Raw genomic sequence first — 16,963 nt, 5'->3', positions numbered from 1 at the left:
TGCGGATAGCGGCACAGCCGCTAGATCTATCGGCAATCGGGATGGAATCACCCTGTGTCGGCCCAAGAGTGTGGGTGCACCACCAGCCGACATGGAAGTAGCCTCGCATGACGTCACCACCTTGCCTGACCATCCAGGGTCCGCCGGTCATCCATGCCGTTGTGGATGAGGACAACGAGGTCGCGGCGTGGGTAATCGAAGTGTTCCCCTGGTATGCGCTGATCCTGTTCGCCGACGGGAGGTCGACCTACACCACTCACAGCACTGAAAATGTCCTCGACTTCGTCAGCAATGCCACAGCACTTGACTGCCGGCTCGTCCCGATGATCACAGGAGAGCCATCCGAAGATCATGGCGAGGGCGCGGAGCTGCGGCAGGCATGTCCACTTGTGCGCGTATGAATCCCGACAGCCTTGGTCACGCGGTCGTGGGGTGCGCTTGGCGATGACCGTTCGTCTGCGAATCGACAACTTCCGCAAAGCGTCCAAGCTCGCCGGCTACACCAGCGTCTACGGACTGGCCAAGGCCATGGAGGTCAACCGCAGCTCGCTGCTACGCGTACTTGAGGGCGTCATGCGGCCGGGCTCAGCGTTCATCGTGGGAGCGGTCAGCGTGCTCACGCCGTTCTCATTCGAGGGCCTGTTCGAGGTGGTCAAGTACGTGCCACAGAAGAAGGGTGACGGCGACCCCGACCACTGGTGGCACGCAGGGCCACCCAGGCACCAGCCCGCTTCCGCTCATGGGGCACCGCAAGCCGGACCGGGCGTGTTCAGAGTTTCTTCTCCTTGGTCAAGGCGGCCCCCTGCGGGGGCGCAACACTCCTAGAGATCAAAGACATGTCCTCGCCGGACGGGCAGGCCAACAGGATGACCGGGACCGGCGATCGACTCCCGATCCAGCGGGGGACCGGGGCACGTGTCATCCCGACGACCTTCCGGAGGACTATCACGCGAGCTGGGGGCCTGCGAGCCTGACACCGCATCCGCCGGTCAGGGTGGCATGTCGCAGGCCCCCAGCTCGCGTGACAGGGCTGCGCCAGGTCGACGGGATGACACGAAGCACCTCTGTTGAGTTGCTCGGGGTTATCGCCCTACCTACGTGTCAGTAGTTATCGCTAAGCGACGTTTTTTGAGAGCCGACCCAGAGCCCTGCTGGTTTGCCCAGGTGAGAAGGCCCATGAGCGTAGCTGTTGTCGCCATGCCTGCTAGTTGCAGCGCGTTCGGGGATTGGTTGAAGCCTGCAACGGCCGCGCCAGTGGTGGCGGCAAATGAACCGAGGGGGAAGAGTGCACGCCGAAGGGCGGAACTGCCTTGGTTCCTAGCTCGTTGCAGACGGCGAGTGCCCACTAATCGACGGTACCTGAGGCTGGCGGGTGCGGGACCGCTGCGGGACAAGTTCGCCCCCAGTACCGTTCGTCCTGGTAGATGGCTGCGGGGGTCCGCTAGCCAAACTCCGCAAGATGGCGCTTGGGTGAGAAGAGGGGGCGGCGATGGTGGACCGGGCTTCTCATCGATCGACTCAACTGGACCAATGTCAGACGGCTCGCGGGACTGTCCAACGCGTACTGCGGTGCTGCGCACATCGCAGCGCCAGTCAGTGATGGTGGACTACAAATCAGTTCGTGTGCCAATGCCGATCTGTACCGGATTTATAAAGAGGGAGTACGACGAAGACATGGCACTGGATGTGCACGTCGCGTCCAGCTTGAAGCGTGAGACCGTCAGGCCCGACGTCCGAGACCCTGGCGAAGTCTCCTCATGTTTGAGGCGAGTGGAGTCATGCTCGCTCAGCTCCATGTCGACGTGGCGCGGTCGTGTCCGGAAGCGTACCTGGGTTTGCCGGGCGGGCGTGGCCGCGATCGATGGGTCGACCATCTGTCCAAACTGGACTGACTTGGGCCGTCGTGGGGCCGTCGGAGGACGCTCGACGGCGACCGAGGACGAAGAACGGCGCTGACCAGACGGAGAAGTTCCCGCTGGTCAGCGCCGTGTTATCGCAGGTCGTCAGGCCGCGGCCTTCGTCTCCCAAAAAATCTTGTCGATCTGGGCGATCAGGTCGAGCAGCTCCTGGCCCTTCGCCGGGTCCATCGAGCCCTTCGTGCCGGACGCGCCGGCGGCCTTGGTGGCGCGGTTGAAGAGGTCGTGGAGTTCCGGGTACTTCTCGAAGTGCGGGGGCTTGAAGTAGTCGGTCCACAGCACCCACAGGTGGTGCTTGACGAGTTCGCTGCGCTGTTCCTTGATGAGGATCGCGCGCTCGCGGAACTCGGGGTCCTCGTTGGCCTGGTACTTCTCCTGGACCGCCTTGACCGACTCCGCCTCGATCCGGGCCTGCGCCGGGTCGTAAACACCGCACGGGAGGTCGCAGTGCGCGGTGGCCTCCAGTAGCGGGCGGCGGAGAATGTGCGACAGCAGTCGCATTGTTCCTCCCTGACAGTGGATGCTCCGACAGGGTCGAACCCTACTCCCGGGGCTTCGCCACGGCAGGTGGAGGTGATCGTTGGCACCGCGCGCGCACAGCCCGTTGCCGCTGGTTCGGGTGGTCGGGCCGTCCATGGTCCCGACGCTGCGGACCGGGGACGTCGTCCTGCTGCGACGATCACGCCGACCCCGCGCGAACGACGTCGTGCTGGTCCGGTGGGCGACCCGGCCGGGGCAGTTGTCGGTCAAGCGGGCGGTCCGGCCGGTCGACGGCGGGTGGCACGTCGAGGGCGACAACCCGTTCGCCTCCACGGACTCGCGCACGCTGGGCGCGGCGGAGGTGCTCGGTGTGATCCCGTTCCGCCTCTGGCCGCGCCCGCGTCCGCTCCGCCGACGGTGAACGGTCGCCGGGGGGACCGCCCCTAGGACCCGGGGGCGATCGGGGTCGCCGTCACGTCCGGGCGAGTTTCCGGTACCAGGCCGTGCATTCCTCGTACGACGGCAGCAGGCCCGCCTCCTGGGCCTCGGCCAGCGTCGGGGCCTCGGCGTCCTTCGGCGACAGCACCGGCGTCACGTCCGCCGGCCAGGGCAGGCCGAGCCCCAGCGGGCTGAGGCCGCGTTCGGCCTTCGGGTTGTAGCCCTCGGTGCACAGGTACGACGTCACCGAGTCGTCCTCCAGCGCCATCAGCGCGTGGCCGACGCCCTCGGGCACGTACACCGAGTTGAACGCCTGCTCCGTCAGCTCCACCGCGTCCCACTCGCCGAACGTGGGCGACCCGACCCGGATGTCCACCACGACGTCGAGCAGCCGCCCGCGCGGGCAGTGCACGTACTTCGCCTGACCGGGTGGCACGTCCGCATAGTGCACGCCGCGGATCACCCCGAGTCTCGACCTGCTGTGGTTGGTCTGGGCGACCCGCAGCCCGTGCCCCACGGCCTTGGTGAACGCCTCTTCCTGGAACGGGGCCACGAACAGTCCCCGCTCGTCGGGGAACACCGACGGGATGAACTCGAACGCGCCGGAAATTTTCAGCTCGCGTACCTGCATGGCGCACACCCTATGTCCAGTTCGGTCTTGACCGATCCTGCCTGCGAAAACCGACCGGTCGGTGCAGAAAACCGGACGTACGTTCTGGGAAACCCGCTCTGACCTGCGGAAAGAATGTGATCCCCGCCGCAGACACGCCTGCGCGACGCTGTCATGCTTGCCCGCACACCGCACCCGGGGGTGCCGCGCCGATCGCGCGGACGCCCCGCTGACAGGCCCCGTCGATCCGCGTGACAACGCCGGTCCCGGTGCGCCGAACGACTCGCGCACCGCAGGAGGACTCCCCAGTGACCGCATTGAACGACCAGCCCGTGACGTCCGAGTTGACCGACGAAGAGATCTTCCGCGCCCACGAGGGCGGCAAGCTCGCCATCGGCGCGACCGCGTCGCTGGCCGACCCCCGGGCGCTCTCCATCGCCTACACGCCCGGCGTGGCGCGGGTCAGCCGCGCGATCGCCGACGACCCCTCGCTGGCCGCCAAGTACACCTGGGCGCACCGCCTGGTGGCCGTGGTCAGCGACGGGACCGCCGTGCTCGGCCTGGGCGACATCGGCGCGAGCGCGTCGCTGCCGGTCATGGAGGGCAAGGCCGCCCTGTTCAAGACCTTCGGCGGGCTCGACTCGATCCCGCTGGTGCTGAACACGACCGACGTGGACGAGATCGTGGAGACGCTGGTCCGGCTGCGCCCGTCGTTCGGCGCGGTCAACCTGGAGGACGTCGCCGCGCCGCGCTGCTTCGAGCTGGAGCGGCGGCTGATCGAGGCGCTCGACGTGCCCGTCATGCACGACGACCAGCACGGCACCGCGGTCGTGGTGCTGGCCGCGCTGCGCGGCGCGAACACCGTGCTGGACAAGAACATCGCCGACCAGCGCGTGGTGATCTCCGGTGCCGGCGCGGCCGGTGTCGCGTGCGCGAAGATCCTGCTCGCGGCCGGTGTCGGCGAGGTGACCGTGGTCGACTCGCGGGGCATCGTGCACGCCGGCCGGGACGGGCTCAACCCGGTGAAGGCCGAGTTGGCCGAGGTGACCAACGGCAGCGGGCTGCGCGGCGGCATCGCCGAGGCGCTCAAGGGCGCGGACGTGTTCGTCGGCGTGTCCTCCTCGAAGGTGGGGGAGGAGCTGATCGCGAGCATGTCCGGCGACTCCGTCGTGTTCGCGCTGTCCAACCCGGACCCCGAGGTGCACCCGGAGGTGGCGGGCCGGCACGCGGCGATCGTGGCCACCGGGCGCAGCGACTTCCCCAACCAGATCAACAACGTGCTCGCGTTCCCCGGCATCTTCCGGGGCGCGCTGGACGCCGGCGCGAAGCGGATCACCGAGAACATGAAGCTGGCGGCGGCCGACGCGATCGCCGCGGTGGCCACCGACGACCTCGCCGCCGACCGGATCGTGCCCAGCGCCCTCGACCCCCGGGTCGGGCCCGAAGTCGCCGCCGCCGTGGCCTTGGCAGCTCGGCAGGACGGAGTAGCCTGACGTCCAGTCGGAGTTGGGAGACCTCCGGCCGCATCCGTCCATTCGGCTCATCGAACCACCGAAACCCCCGTCGTGTTGTTTCGTTAGCCCGAAGAGGGGTGGGCGATGACGCTCCGAAGCGATACGGTCCCTCTCCTCGGGTGAATATTGCCCGTGGAGAAGTACGCCGTTTACGGGTGCGGTCGGGCCGGTTCATCCCTGCCGTAGACACGGGAAGGTGGGACCGTGCCCAAGCGGGTTGGACGCGCTCCAGTGGTGCTCGACCCTGCGCGACCTGCGGGGTCACCCATCGCGCTCGACGGAATCCCGCTTCCCGAGGCACCCTCGCTGTTGTGCGACCTCAAAGGCGTCGTCATGCGGGCGAACGCCGCCGTCGCGCTGCTCGCGAAAGCGCATTCCTCCGATGACCTGGTGGGTCGCGCATTAGGAGATCTGCTCGTCGGTGAATCCGCAGATTTGCGGTTGCGCCAGTCGGACGGCGGTCTGCTCCCGGTCCGCGTGGTGCGCACCCAGGTACCCGGGACGGGGCTGCACGCCGTGCTCCTGGTGGACGTGTCGGACCTGGCCACGGCCGCCGACGACCTGCGCGACGAACAGCGCCGGCTGCGCACCGTGCAGCGGGTCGCCCAGATCGGCTCGTGGGAGTACGACCCGACGACCGGCGTCACGGTCTGGTCGGAGTCGCACTACGAGATGATGGGCGTGCGGCCGGGCGAGGTCGTGCCGGGCGCGCAGGCCGTGCTGGACCTGGTGCACCCCGACGACTACGACATGGTGGCCAGCTACTGGGCGAACCGGGAGCTGGACGGCAACCCGATCGACATCGTCTACCGGATCATCCTGCCCAGCGGTGAGCTGAGGTGGATCAGAGGTGTCGCCGAGGCCAAGCTGAGAGCCGACGGCCGGACCCAGTTCATCACCGGCTACATCCGCGACATCTCCGCGCAGTGGCGCTCCGACCGCGCCCTGGAGACCGAGCGCGCCCGGCTGCTGGAGGCGCAGCGCATCGCGCGCATCGGCAGCTGGAGCTACGAGGTGCCGACCAAGGCCGTGCACCGCAGCGAGGTGCTGCTGGAGATGTACGCCGACCTCGGCATCGCGCCGGACGCCGACCTGCTCTCCGGCGTGCACCCGGACGACCGGGCCGCGGTCGAGGCGCTGCGCCGGCAGCTGCTCAACGCCAAGGACGAGGAGACGTTCGAGGCGGAGGTGCGCAGCGAGTTCGGCGAGCGCGTCTACATCTGCCGGGTGCGCCCCGAGTTCGAGCGCGGCAAGCTGCACCGCTTCCACGGCACGATCCAGGACGTCACCGAGGCCCGCGCGCTGGAACTCCAGCTCCGCGACGACCGCCGCCGGCTGGCCGACGCGCAGCGCGCCGCCCACCTCGGCGTGTGGGAGTGGAACTTCGAGACCGGCGACGTGGTCTGGTCGGACATGCTGGCCGACCTGTTCGGCGTGCCGCGCGAGGAGCGCACCCGCTACCAGACCTACCTCGACCTGGTGCACCCCGACGACCGGGGCTGGGTCGACGAGCTGTGGCAGCAGCTGGCCACCGACGAGGTCCCGGTCCAGTTCGAGCACCGGATCCTGCGCCGCGACGGCAAGCTCCGGGTGTTCCGCAGCCACGGCGTCGTCGTGCACGGCCCGGACGGGCGCCCGCTCGCGGTCGGCACCGCGCAGGACATCACCGAGCAGCGCGCCGCCGAGACCCGGATGAAGCGGTCCAGCCAGCGCTTCGCCGACCTGGTGTCGCTGACGCCGGTCGGCATCGGCCTGTTCGACGAGGCCGAGCGCCTGGTGGACGCCAACGACGCGCTGTGCGACCTGCTCGGCATCGACCTGGAGCAGCTGCGCGGGATGACCGCCGAGCAGCTGACCCACCCGGACGACAAGGCGGACCGGCTCGACTCGGTGAGCCGGATGACCCAGAACGGCGCGGACCGCGTGCACAAGATCCCGCAGCGGATCCTGGTGCGCCCGGACGGCGAGCGGGTCTACTGCGAGCTGCACATCGCGCTGTCCGTGCAGGACGACGGCCGCCGGTTCTGGCTGACGGTCTTCCAGGACATCACCGAGCGCCGCCGGGCGTCCGAGGCGCTGCGCCACCAGGCCACGCACGACGAGTTGACCGGGTTGCCGAACCGGGCGCTGGTCAAGGAGTTGTTGGGCACGCTGTTGGAGTCGGAGGACCGGTCGCGGGTGGCGGTGCTGTTCTGCGACATCGACAACTTCAAGCGGGTGAACGACTCGTTGGGGCACGACGCGGGTGACGAGCTGTTGGTGGCGTTGGCGCGGCGGTTGGAGGGCGGTCTGCCGGAGGGGTGCACGGCGGCGCGGCTGTCGGGTGACGAGTACGTGATCATCTGCGAGAACATCGACCTGGTCGGCGGGGTGGACGCGCTGGCGACCAAGGTGGCGGGGCTGTTGCGGACGGCGGTGCCGGTGCACGGCCAGTTGGTGCGGGTGTCGGCGTCGATCGGTGCGGCGGTGCCCAACGGGTCGCGGGCGACCGGGAACGACCTGTTGCGGTTCGCGGACGCGGCGATGTTCGAGGCGAAGCGGGCGGGTGCGGGGCGGGTGTCGTTGGCGTCGGCGGCGTTGATCGCGTCGGCGGACCGGCAGGTGCACCTGGAGGGCCAGTTGCGCGACGCGCTGGCGCACGACGGCCTGGCGCTGCACTTCCAGCCGGTGGTCGGGGTGGACGGCGCGGTGCAGACGGCCGAGGCGCTGGTGCGCTGGCCGCACCCGGACCGGGGGCTGCTGCCGCCGGACATCTTCCTGCCCGTCGCCGAGCAGGGCGACCTGCTGCGCGAGCTGGACCGGTGGGTGCTGCGCACGGCGTTGAAGGAAGCTTCGACCTGGCCCGAGCCCAACGGCAAACCGGTGTCGGTCGCGGTGAACCTGGCCGGCCTGGTGCCGGGCGACCCGGAGTTCGTCGACATCGTCGCCAACACCATCGCCGAGGCCGGCATCCCGTGGGACCGGGTCGTGCTGGAACTGGTCGAGACCGCCCTGGTCGACCTGCCCTCACGGGTCCGCCAGTCGATGGACGAACTGGTCGCGCGCGGCATCCGGTTCGCGGTGGACGACTTCGGCACCGGCTACTCGTCGCTGGCGCGGCTCAAGGACCTGCCCGCCCAGATCATCAAGGTCGACCGGCGGTTCGTCTCCGGCGTCGGCAACGACTCCTCGGACTTCGCGGTGGCACGGGCCGTGGTGGACATGGCACGGGCGATGGGCCGCAAGTGCGTGGCCGAGGGCGTCGAGACCGCCACCCAGTTCCACGTGCTGCGCGGCGTCGGCGTGGACGCCTACCAGGGCTGGCTGTTCTCCCGGCCGGTGCCGCCCAAGGAGTTCCGGGCCGTGCTCGCACTCGGCCCGTTGCACATCCCCAAGGCCGGCTAGCTCAACGCCACTGCCGCTGGTACGGCGGCTGCTGGAACTGTTGCGGCGGCGAGGTCTTGCGGATCGCCCGGCCGACCGGCGGGAGCGCCGCGACGAACGCCGGCACCAGCCACAGCAGCAGCGCCACGAACAGCAGGATGACGTACTCGCCGCTGCCGCCCGTGTTGGTGAGCAGCCTGATCGCCGCGTAGGCGTAGTACGCGGTGCACAGCGCGCCGAGGACGGTCAACGCCCAGCGCACTCCGGGCACCCGGAACACCAGCAGCAGCGCCAGTACGAGCACGAGCGGCCCGACGATCATCGACAGCGTGATCGCGAAGTCGACGTTGCCGGTGATGTCGTGGGCGAACGCCATGCCCAGCACCGAGACGAACAGGTGGAGGGAATCCGGCCTGCCGTCCCACGAACTCGACGCCGCGACCAGGGTGTAGATCACGGCGGGCAGGAACAGCAGCCCGGCCACGACCGCCGCGCCGCCCGGCTTGTTCGGCGTCCCGTAGCCGGGCTGCCCGGGGTACGGCTGTCCCGGCACCGGCGGTCCGGGCGCGGCTTGGCCGGGGTTGGCTTGCCATGGGTCGGCTTGGCCGGGGTACGCCTGCTGCGGGTGCTGCTGGTCGTGGGGCTGCCCGTACGGCTGGTTCGGCTGACCGTAAGGCTGTTGGCCGGGCGGCGGCTGCTGACCGTACGGCTGCCCTGGTGGCCATGGTCGATTCACGTTCTGCCCCTCCCGGACCGAGTCGGAACGGAAGCTACCTGCGCCGGGGCGAGAACCGAGCGGGTTTCGCCGAACTACCCCGCCGACGCGCGGATCAGCGGCAGCAGCGCGGCGATCCGGTGCCGGGGCAGGTCGATCAGCCGGTGCTCCAGGTCGTCGTGCTCGCCGATCAGGTCCCGGGCCTCGCGCTTGGTGATCCGCAGCACGGTGGTCAGCGCCTCGCGCCACACGTTGCCGAGCTTGCCGTGCGCCCGCATCAGCACCTCACGCACGACCAGCCCGCCGGGGTCGAGGGTGCCGGCGAGCACCTGGTCGGCCACCACGACGCAGTGCTTGCCGTCCGGGGTGGAGCGCATGAAGCGCAACGCGAATCGGGTGTCCACGAGGGACGTCAGTTCCTCCTGACCGGCCGCCGATGACACGTTCGGGTGGTTGTTGGGCACCAGGGCGGCCATCCGGCCGGGCGAGCACGCCAGCAGCGTGCGCAGCAGCCACGGGCCGGGGTCGCCGGACAGGTCGACCGCCAGCGACGCCGCGCCCTTGCCGATCGGGTCGGCCCAGCCGGGCGCGCGCGGCTTGGGCGGCGGCGAGGACTCCGGCCGCGGCGCGAGGTCCACCAGGGCTTGCAGCGCCTTGGACCCCGGCCCCTCGGCCTCCACGGACTGCGGGCCGTGGGTGTAGATCGTGGTGCGCCCGACACCGACCGGCCGCCGTGCGGTGGGGCGGCACACGTAGAGGTCGGCGGCGCTGCCGATGGCCTGCGCGCCGTCGAACCGGTGGAACGCGGGCAGCACCGCCTCGAACACCAGGCCCAGCCGCAGGAGTTCCTGCTGGACCTTCAACCCGAGCGCGGGCGTCCGGTCGCTGAACCCGTAGGCGAGCAGCACCCGGCCCTGCCCGAGGTCGGCCAGGCACTCCACGGCCCGGCCGGCGAACAGCGCCATGCCCTCCGGGGTGTAGGGCGGGTCGCTGAACACCAGGTCCGCGGACTCCAGCAGGGCGGGTGGCAGGCCGAACCGGAAGTCCGCGTGCAGCGTCCGCACCCGGCCGCCGGAGCGCTCGTCGAGGTAGGCCAGGAGTCGATCGTCCACATCGACCACGACGACGGACACGTCCGGGTGCACCGCGCACACCGCGAGCGAGGTCAGGTCGTGGTCGCCCAGGCACAGCAGGGTCCGGCCGGTCAGGTCGTACTGGGCGTCCAGCCACAGCGCCCGCTTGAGCGCGGTCTCGGCGGTCGCCTGCACGTGGTCCAGGGCGGCCAGCGGCGGCGGCACCGAGGCGATGTCGGCCAGCAGCGCGCCGAGCAGCGCGCCGTGCCGCGACACCAGCGGGTCGGCCGGTTCGGGCGGCGCGGTGAACTCCGCGTACTGCGCCACCCGTCCGGGAGCGATGCGGAACCGGTCGCCGTCGGTCTCCACGTCGACGTCGAGCGCCTTCAGCAGGTCCTGCACGGTGCGCCGGGGCACGGCCGGCACCCGGACCAGATCGGCCAGCGTGTGCCAGTCGTCACCCAGCAGGGTCAGGACGCGCCGGAGTTTGCGCGCGTGCGCGCCGTGGGAACCCAGCAGCGCGCGGACTAGTTCGGTGGCCACAACCGAAGCAGCCTACTGACCGAATCCTGGAACGCCGTGCCACGGTCGGGCGAACGGGCTAGTGTCGTTCGACGCCTTAATCGACCGGCCTGATGCCACCGACGGGGAGGACCACGGGGTGATCGAGTTCCGCGGCGTGACCAAGCGGTTCGACGACGGGACGATCGCGGTGAACGGCCTGGACCTCGTGGTCGAGGCGGGCACGATCACGGTCTTCGTCGGTCCGTCGGGTTGCGGCAAGACGACGTCCCTGCGCATGGTGAACCGGATGATCGACCCGACCTCGGGCACGGTCCTGGTGGACGGCCGGGACGTGCTCACCGTGGACCCGCCGAAGCTGCGGCTGGGCATCGGGTACGTCATCCAGCAGGCGGGCCTGTTCCCGCACCGGACCGTGCTGGACAACGTGGCCACCGTGCCGCTGCTGTCCGGGTGGGCGAAGTCACGTGCCCGGACCCGCGCGGCGGAGCTGCTGGAACTGGTGGGGCTGCCCGCCGAACTCGGCCGGCGCTACCCGGCGCAGCTCTCCGGCGGCCAGCAGCAGCGGGTGGGCGTTGCGCGGGCGCTGGCCGCCGACCCGCCGGTGCTGCTGATGGACGAGCCGTTCAGCGCGGTCGACCCGGTGGTGCGCGAAGGGCTCCAGGACGAGCTGCTGCGGTTGCAGGCCGAGCTGGACAAGACGATCGTCTTCGTGACGCACGACATCGACGAGGCGGTGCGGATCGGCGAGAAGGTGGCGGTGTTCCGGGAGGGCGGCATCCTCGCCCAGTACGCGCCGCCCGCCGAGCTGCTCACCCGCCCGGCCGACGACTTCGTGGCGGGCTTCGTGGGCAAGGACCGGGGCTACCGCAGTCTGTCCTTTGTGGACTTCGCCGGGGTGGAGGTGGGTCGGGTCGACACGGTCGAGTCGTCCGCCGCCTCCGGCGCGTGGGAACTGCTGGTGGACGGCGAGGAGCGGCCCCAGGGCTGGAGCGCGCCGGACGGCGTCGTGGTGCCCGGCGGCTCGCTCTACAGCGAGGGCGGCCCGATCCGGGGCGCGCTGGACGCCGCCCTGTCCTCGCCCTCGGGCCTGGGCGTGGTGGTCGACGCCAACGGGAGGTTCGTCGGCGTGGTCAAGGCGCACCAGGTGCTCGACGTGATCGAGAGCCACCGTGGGTGACATAGCCAAGTACCTGAGCGACGCGGGCACCCGCAGCGCGCTGTGGTCGGCGCTGCTCGACCACGTCTACCTGTCGTTGGTGCCGCTGGCGATCTCGGTGGTGCTGGCCATCGTGCTGGGCCTGGTGTGCCACCGGTACCGGCGGGTCAACGGGTTCCTGGTCGGGCTGTCCAACGCGATCTACACGGTGCCGTCGCTGGCGCTGTTCGCGATCATCCCGGCGGTGATCGGCACTCAGGTGCTCGACCCGCTCAACGTGGTGATCGCGCTGACCATCTACACCACCGCCCTGCTGGTGCGGCCGGTCGTGGAGGCGCTCAACGCGGTGCCCTCGCACGTGACGGCCGCCGCGACCGCGATGGGCTTCCGGCCGTGGCGGCGGTTCCTCACCGTGGAACTGCCGCTGTCGGTGCCGGTGCTCGCGGCCGGCGTGCGGGTCGGGTCGGTGAGCAACATCAGCCTGGTCAGCGTCGGCGCGCTGATCGGCAGCGGCGGCCTGGGCACGCTGTTCACCGACGGCTTCCGGCAGCGCTACCTCGCGCCGATCATCGTCGGCATCGTGCTCACGCTGGTGCTGGCGCTGGTCGTGGACCTGGTGCTGCTGGCCCTGCGCAACGCCTTGACGCCGTGGACGAGGGCGGGACGCCGATGATCTTCGCGGACGCGCTCGCGTGGCTGACCGACCCGGCCAACTGGTCGGGCTCGACCTCGATCCCGGTGCGGATCGGCGTGCACCTGCTGTACTGCCTGGGCGCGGTGCTCGGCGCGTCGGCCATCGCGGTGCCGCTCGGGCTCTACGTCGGGCACACCGGGCGCGGCGGTGTGCTGGTGGTGGGCGGCAGCAACGCGCTGCGCGCGCTGCCCACGCTCGGCCTGGTGACGTTCCTGTACCTGGTGGTCGGGGTCGGCCAGGTCGGGGTGCTGATCGGCCTGATCGTGCTGGCCGTGCCGCCGATCCTGGCGGGCACCTACGCCGGCCTCCAGAGCGTGGACGGCGGAGTCGTGGACGCCGCGCGCGGCATGGGGATGACCGGGGCGCAGCGGCTGTGGAAGGTGGAGCTGCCCAACGCGCTGCCCCTGCTGGTCGGCGGCCTGCGCAACGCCGTCCTCCAGGTGGTGGCGACGGCGTCGGTCGCCGCGTACGTCGGCATCGAGTCGCTGGGCCGGCCGCTGATCGACGGCCTGCGGGTGCTCGACTACGGGCAGTTCATCGGCGGCGCGATCCTGATCGCGCTGCTCGCGGTGGTGGTGGACGTCCTGCTGGCGTTCGCCGGGAAACTCGTCATACCCAGGGGTTTGCGGCTGACCGCCCGGCCCCGTCGGCGCGCCAAGGCGGCCGACGTGGTCGAGGTCGGTGGAGACCGGTGAAGTGGGAGAGGGAGAACGGCATGAAGCGCACGTTGGCCGTCATCGTCGCGGCGGCAGCGTTGGTCGTCTCCGCGTGCGGGTCCAAAGAGGACCTGAGCGGGAGCAACCAGCAGTCCGCCTCGGGTGAGGTCGTGGTCGGTTCGGCCGACTTCACCGAGAACAAGATCCTGGCCGAGATCTACGCCGGTGCCCTGAAGGCGACCGGCGCGAAGGTGTCGGTGAAGTCCGGCATCGGCGCGCGAGAACTCGTGGTGAAGGCGTTGCAGGACAAGTCGCTCGGCGTGGTGCCGGAGTACACCGGCAACCTGCTGAACTACTTCGACAAGACCAACACCACCACCGCGGCCGACGACGTCTACAAGGCGTTGAAGGACAAGACCCCGTCCGGTCTGGAGGTCCTGTTCAAGTCCGACGCGGAGGACAAGGACGTCCTGGTGGTCACCAAGGAGACCGCCGACTCGGGCGTGGCCTCGATCGCCGACCTCGGTGACGGCAAGTACGTCCTGGGCGCGGCCGGCGAGTGGGGCCAGCGCTGGAAGGACAAGGTCAAGGAGCTGTACGGCGTCACGTTCAAGGAGATCAAGACCACCGACGCCGGCGGCCCGATCACCGTGGACGCGCTGAAGAACGGCACCGCGCAGGTCGCGAACCTGTACACGACGTCCGCCGACATCAAGGCGAACTCGTTCGTGGAGCTGAAGGACCCGAAGAACATGTACCCGGCGCAGAACATCATCCCGCTGCTGCGGTCCGACGCGGTCAACCAGGCGGGCAAGGACGCGCTGAACAAGGTGTCCGCCGCGCTGACCACGGTCAACCTGGCCGAGCTGGTCAAGCGGGTCGACATCGACAAGGAGACCGTGGCGAACGTGGCCGCGGACTTCCTGAAGAACGTCAAGATCTAGCCGTCCCACGGCCGAACCGCCGGTCCGCCCCCCCCGGGGTGGGCCGGCGGTTTTCGTTGTGCGCGGGCAAGCCGGTCGGGCCGCGGCCACGCGGGTTCCGCGTGGTCCCTTCGGGGGCCGAACACCACATGAAGGCATGAAGCCGGATGGCGGCCCGGTGGCCTTCGCAGCGGGCAGACGATCTTCCGGGAGGGCCGGCCGCCGGCTCGCGGACTGGCTGCTCTACCCGGCGAAGGAGGTCGGTGGGGAGGGCGACGGCGGCTGGGTCATCCGGTCGAACCTCGCCCAGCAGGACAATGGCGACCCGGATCGGCGCGTCCCGGGAGGCGGTGGACGTCGAACTCCGCCGCTTCCGCGAGCGGGGGATCGTGAGCACCGGGCGGCAGCGCATCGACAAGGCCGGGGTCACCTGGGACGACTGCCACCGCGAGGACCGCGTTGGCCGACTCGTCGGCCGTGGTGGCGCTGACCGTGTCCGGTCGAGGCCCTCAGCCCGGCTTCTCCTCGTGGCCCGCGCGGTGGCCGCCGATGCGGGCGGTCAGGGCGTCGGCGGTGCGGCGGGTCTCGGCGGCCAGGTCCGGCCAGGTCTCGCCGCACTCCTCGTCGCACACGTGGCGGAAGGTGACGGTGATCGCGGCTATCGGGCGTTCGCCGTGGTCGAAGACCGGGGCGGCGACGGAGGCGAAGCCGGCGGTCACGTAGCCGTCCTCCACGGCCCAGCCCCGGCGGCGCTCTGCGGTGAGCAGGCGGCGCAGGGCCGGGAGGTTGGCCGGGCCCCGGCCGGTCCGGTCGACGAACGACGTCACGCTCGGGAACAGGGCCCGCACCTGGGCGTCGGGCAGGCGGGCCAGCATCGCGCGGCCCGACGCGGTCAGGTGCGACGGCAGGCGCACGCCCACGTCCGAGACGATCGTGGACGGCCGGCGGGGCTGCTCGCGCACCAGGTACAGCGCCTCCGCGCCGTGCAGCACGCCCAGGTGGGCGGTCCGGCCCACGCCGTCCACCAGGCGGCGCAGCAGCGGCCGGGCGAGGCGTTCCAGCGGGTCGTGGCGCAGGTACGCCGAGCCCAGCTCGAACGCCGCCACGCCCAGCCCGTACCGGCGCTCCTCGGGGAAGTGGGTGGCGAACCCGGCGTCGGCCAGTTCGGCCAGCAGGTGGTAGGTGGTGGACCTCGGCAGGTCCAGTTCCCGCGCCACGGCGGCGGCGGACAGCGGGCCGGGGCGCCCGGCCAGCAGGCGCAGCACGGCCAGCCCTCGGCGCAACGCCGGCACGTCGCTGCTGGATCCCACCAAGTCATTCTCAACAAACCCGGCCTTCCGTGCATTGGAGGGGTATGACGACCGGCATTGGAGGGGTATGACGACCGGGTTCGAGGCGTTCGCGACCGAACAGGTCACCCCGTTGCTGCGCTACGCCACGGTGTTGACCGCAGACCCGCACCTGGCCCAGGACCTGGTCCAGGAGTGCCTGTTGCGCGCCCAGCAGCGCTGGGGGCGGATCGGCGGGCTCGACGCGCCGGCCGCCTACCTCAAGCGGATGGTCACCAACGAGTTCCTGTCGTGGCGGCGGCGGTTCAAGCCCCACCTGCCGATCACCGGCATCGACCCGCCGGTGGCCGATCCGGCGGGCGGGTACGACGAGCGGGACGCGATGCTGCGGAGGATCGCGAAGTTACCGCGCAAGCAGCGGGCCGCGGTGGTGCTGCGCTACTACGAGCAGTGCGGCGACGCCGAGATCGCGGCGACGCTGGGGTGTTCCGAGGTGACCGTCCGCAGTCACATCTCCCGTGCGCTGGCGACGTTGCGCGCGGCCGAGCAGGTCAAGGAGGCGCTGTGAACGACGTCGAGAGCGTGATCCGGCGCGCGCTGCTCAAGCAGGCCGACGCCGCACCCCCGCCCGGTCCGGTGCTGGCCGCCCTGCACCGGCGCCGGCGCAGCCGCAAGCCGCTGTTCGTGGTGCTGGTCGCCGCCGCCGCTGCGGTCGCCGCTGCGGTCGTGGCCACCACCGTGCCCCGCCAGGCCGCAGACACCCCGCCGGGCGGGTCGTCGGTGTCGCCGCCGCCCCCGGCGGTCATCACCGGCACCGGGACCCGGTCCACGCCGATCGGCCTGTCGGTGGACCTGGAGTACTCGCCCGGCTGGCTGCCGGACGGCTTCCGCGAGTGGTCGCGGGTGGTCAACGACAAGTCCGGGCTGCGCCGGGTGTGGCGCGGCGGCGACCCGAGGCAGAAGGTCGGCCCCCGGATCACGCTGCGCGTGCACGTCCAGGACGCCGCGCACCAGGCCGGCCTGCTCGCCGCCGCCCCGGCGGCGCAGCGGACCGACGTGAACGGCGCGCCCGCCTACGTCGACGACGAGAACGTGCTGTTCTGGCAGGTGAGCCCGGAGCGCGTGCTGTCGGTCGTGGTGGACGACCAGTCCGACGCGCGCGCCCTGGCCCTCCGGATCGCCGAGTCGGTGAAACCCGACACCACCGCGTGGCCGGTGCCGGTGTCGCTGGACGAGTCCACCGAAGCGACCATCGAGGTGGAGTCGGGGGACGACTGGGTCGCCTCGGGCACGGGCGCGCACGACGGCGTCCGTTACGCGTTCGCCCTGCTCACCCGCGACCCGGGGACGAGTCCGAGCGGCAAGGCGGTGACCGCGCTGGGGCGGGACGCGGTGTACGTGGCGGCTTCGGGCGGGTTCCTGGTCGTGAAGCTGGAGTCCGGCCGTTACCTGGGCATCGGGTCGGACGGCGCCACCGCGAACCGGGCGACCGCGACGGTCGAGCAGTTGACCGCGGCCCTCGAACAGCTCCGGTTCGACCCCGACCCGAAGGTCGACTGGGCACGCTGAGCCCCGGGGCTCGTCTGGGATACCAGACGGTCTCCGGGGGTC

General features: G+C 70.8%; 16 protein-coding genes. 11 read left to right on the top strand and 5 right to left on the bottom strand.

What is annotated here, in order from left to right:
* The first annotated feature begins 107 nt into the window (after positions 1-107).
* Positions 108-401 (top strand): hypothetical protein, encoded by a 294-nt coding sequence (locus AC0HI0_RS29825; RefSeq protein WP_480926829.1) that lies wholly within the window; start codon positions 108-110, stop codon positions 399-401.
* Positions 402-444: 43 nt separating this feature from the next.
* Positions 445-825, top strand: a complete 381-nt coding sequence (locus AC0HI0_RS29820) for a hypothetical protein (RefSeq protein WP_480926828.1) — start codon at positions 445-447, stop codon at positions 823-825.
* A gap of 1,178 nt (positions 826-2,003) precedes the next feature.
* Here AC0HI0_RS29820 and sodN read toward each other — a convergent pair.
* A complete protein-coding gene (gene sodN / locus AC0HI0_RS29815; protein WP_480926827.1) occupies positions 2,004-2,417 on the bottom strand; it encodes a superoxide dismutase, Ni in 414 nt (137 codons plus the stop codon).
* A 79-nt stretch (positions 2,418-2,496) separates the two neighbouring features.
* Between sodN and AC0HI0_RS29810 the strand changes: the two genes are divergently transcribed.
* Positions 2,497-2,817, top strand: coding sequence for a S26 family signal peptidase (locus tag AC0HI0_RS29810; RefSeq protein ID WP_480926826.1), 321 nt, complete (start codon positions 2,497-2,499; stop codon positions 2,815-2,817).
* A 51-nt stretch (positions 2,818-2,868) separates the two neighbouring features.
* Here the strand turns inward: AC0HI0_RS29810 and AC0HI0_RS29805 are convergent, their stop codons facing one another.
* On the bottom strand, positions 2,869-3,465 hold the full coding sequence (locus AC0HI0_RS29805; protein WP_480926825.1) for a dTDP-4-dehydrorhamnose 3,5-epimerase family protein: 597 nt from the start codon (positions 3,463-3,465) through the stop codon (positions 2,869-2,871).
* Between the two features lie 287 nt (positions 3,466-3,752).
* On the opposite strand from AC0HI0_RS29805, the gene AC0HI0_RS29800 reads away from it, so the two are divergent.
* Together AC0HI0_RS29800 and AC0HI0_RS29795 are read left to right on the top strand one after the other, a co-directional pair.
* A complete protein-coding gene (locus tag AC0HI0_RS29800; RefSeq protein WP_480926824.1) occupies positions 3,753-4,937 on the top strand; it encodes an NAD(P)-dependent malic enzyme in 1,185 nt (394 codons plus the stop codon).
* Positions 4,938-5,162: 225 nt separating this feature from the next.
* Entirely contained in the window at positions 5,163-8,342 is a 3,180-nt protein-coding gene (locus tag AC0HI0_RS29795; RefSeq protein WP_480926823.1) for a sensor domain-containing protein, read from the top strand.
* A gap of 1 nt (position 8,343) precedes the next feature.
* Here the strand turns inward: AC0HI0_RS29795 and AC0HI0_RS29790 are convergent, their stop codons facing one another.
* Entirely contained in the window at positions 8,344-9,057 is a 714-nt protein-coding gene (locus tag AC0HI0_RS29790; RefSeq protein WP_480926822.1) for a hypothetical protein, read from the bottom strand.
* 74 nt (positions 9,058-9,131) lie between these two features.
* On the bottom strand, positions 9,132-10,652 hold the full coding sequence (locus AC0HI0_RS29785; RefSeq protein WP_480926821.1) for a bis-aminopropyl spermidine synthase family protein: 1,521 nt from the start codon (positions 10,650-10,652) through the stop codon (positions 9,132-9,134).
* Positions 10,653-10,770: 118 nt separating this feature from the next.
* Between AC0HI0_RS29785 and AC0HI0_RS29780 the strand changes: the two genes are divergently transcribed.
* From AC0HI0_RS29780 to AC0HI0_RS29765, 4 genes are read left to right on the top strand one after another with little or no spacing between them, the layout of a single operon-like run.
* The gene (locus tag AC0HI0_RS29780) at positions 10,771-11,811 is read left to right on the top strand and encodes an ABC transporter ATP-binding protein (protein WP_480926820.1); all 1,041 of its coding nucleotides are present in this window, start codon (positions 10,771-10,773) and stop codon (positions 11,809-11,811) included.
* On the top strand, positions 11,804-12,463 hold the full coding sequence (locus AC0HI0_RS29775) for an ABC transporter permease (RefSeq protein WP_480926819.1): 660 nt from the start codon (positions 11,804-11,806) through the stop codon (positions 12,461-12,463). The genes AC0HI0_RS29780 and AC0HI0_RS29775 overlap by 8 nt, the downstream gene beginning before the upstream one ends.
* Entirely contained in the window at positions 12,460-13,179 is a 720-nt protein-coding gene (locus AC0HI0_RS29770) for an ABC transporter permease (protein ID WP_480934416.1), read from the top strand. The genes AC0HI0_RS29775 and AC0HI0_RS29770 overlap by 4 nt, the downstream gene beginning before the upstream one ends.
* A 20-nt stretch (positions 13,180-13,199) precedes the next feature.
* A complete protein-coding gene (locus AC0HI0_RS29765; RefSeq protein WP_480926818.1) occupies positions 13,200-14,084 on the top strand; it encodes an ABC transporter substrate-binding protein in 885 nt (294 codons plus the stop codon).
* Between the two features lie 488 nt (positions 14,085-14,572).
* Here AC0HI0_RS29765 and AC0HI0_RS29760 read toward each other — a convergent pair whose 3' ends face one another.
* Complete coding sequence (locus tag AC0HI0_RS29760) at positions 14,573-15,373, bottom strand: IclR family transcriptional regulator (protein ID WP_480926817.1); 801 nt, start codon at positions 15,371-15,373, stop codon at positions 14,573-14,575.
* A 67-nt stretch (positions 15,374-15,440) separates the two neighbouring features.
* Between AC0HI0_RS29760 and AC0HI0_RS29755 the strand changes: the two genes are divergently transcribed.
* Both AC0HI0_RS29755 and AC0HI0_RS29750 read left to right on the top strand, forming a co-directional pair.
* Positions 15,441-15,920 (top strand): SigE family RNA polymerase sigma factor, encoded by a 480-nt coding sequence (locus tag AC0HI0_RS29755; protein ID WP_480926816.1) that lies wholly within the window; start codon positions 15,441-15,443, stop codon positions 15,918-15,920.
* Complete coding sequence (locus AC0HI0_RS29750; protein ID WP_480926815.1) at positions 15,917-16,921, top strand: hypothetical protein; 1,005 nt, start codon at positions 15,917-15,919, stop codon at positions 16,919-16,921. The genes AC0HI0_RS29755 and AC0HI0_RS29750 overlap by 4 nt, the downstream gene beginning before the upstream one ends.
* The last annotated feature ends 42 nt before the right edge of the window (positions 16,922-16,963 follow it).

It is taken from the genome of Saccharothrix sp. NBAS 001 (assembly GCF_056640475.1).
Note: the sequence above shows the minus strand (reverse complement) of the source record. Positions and strands in the feature narration are given on the sequence as shown.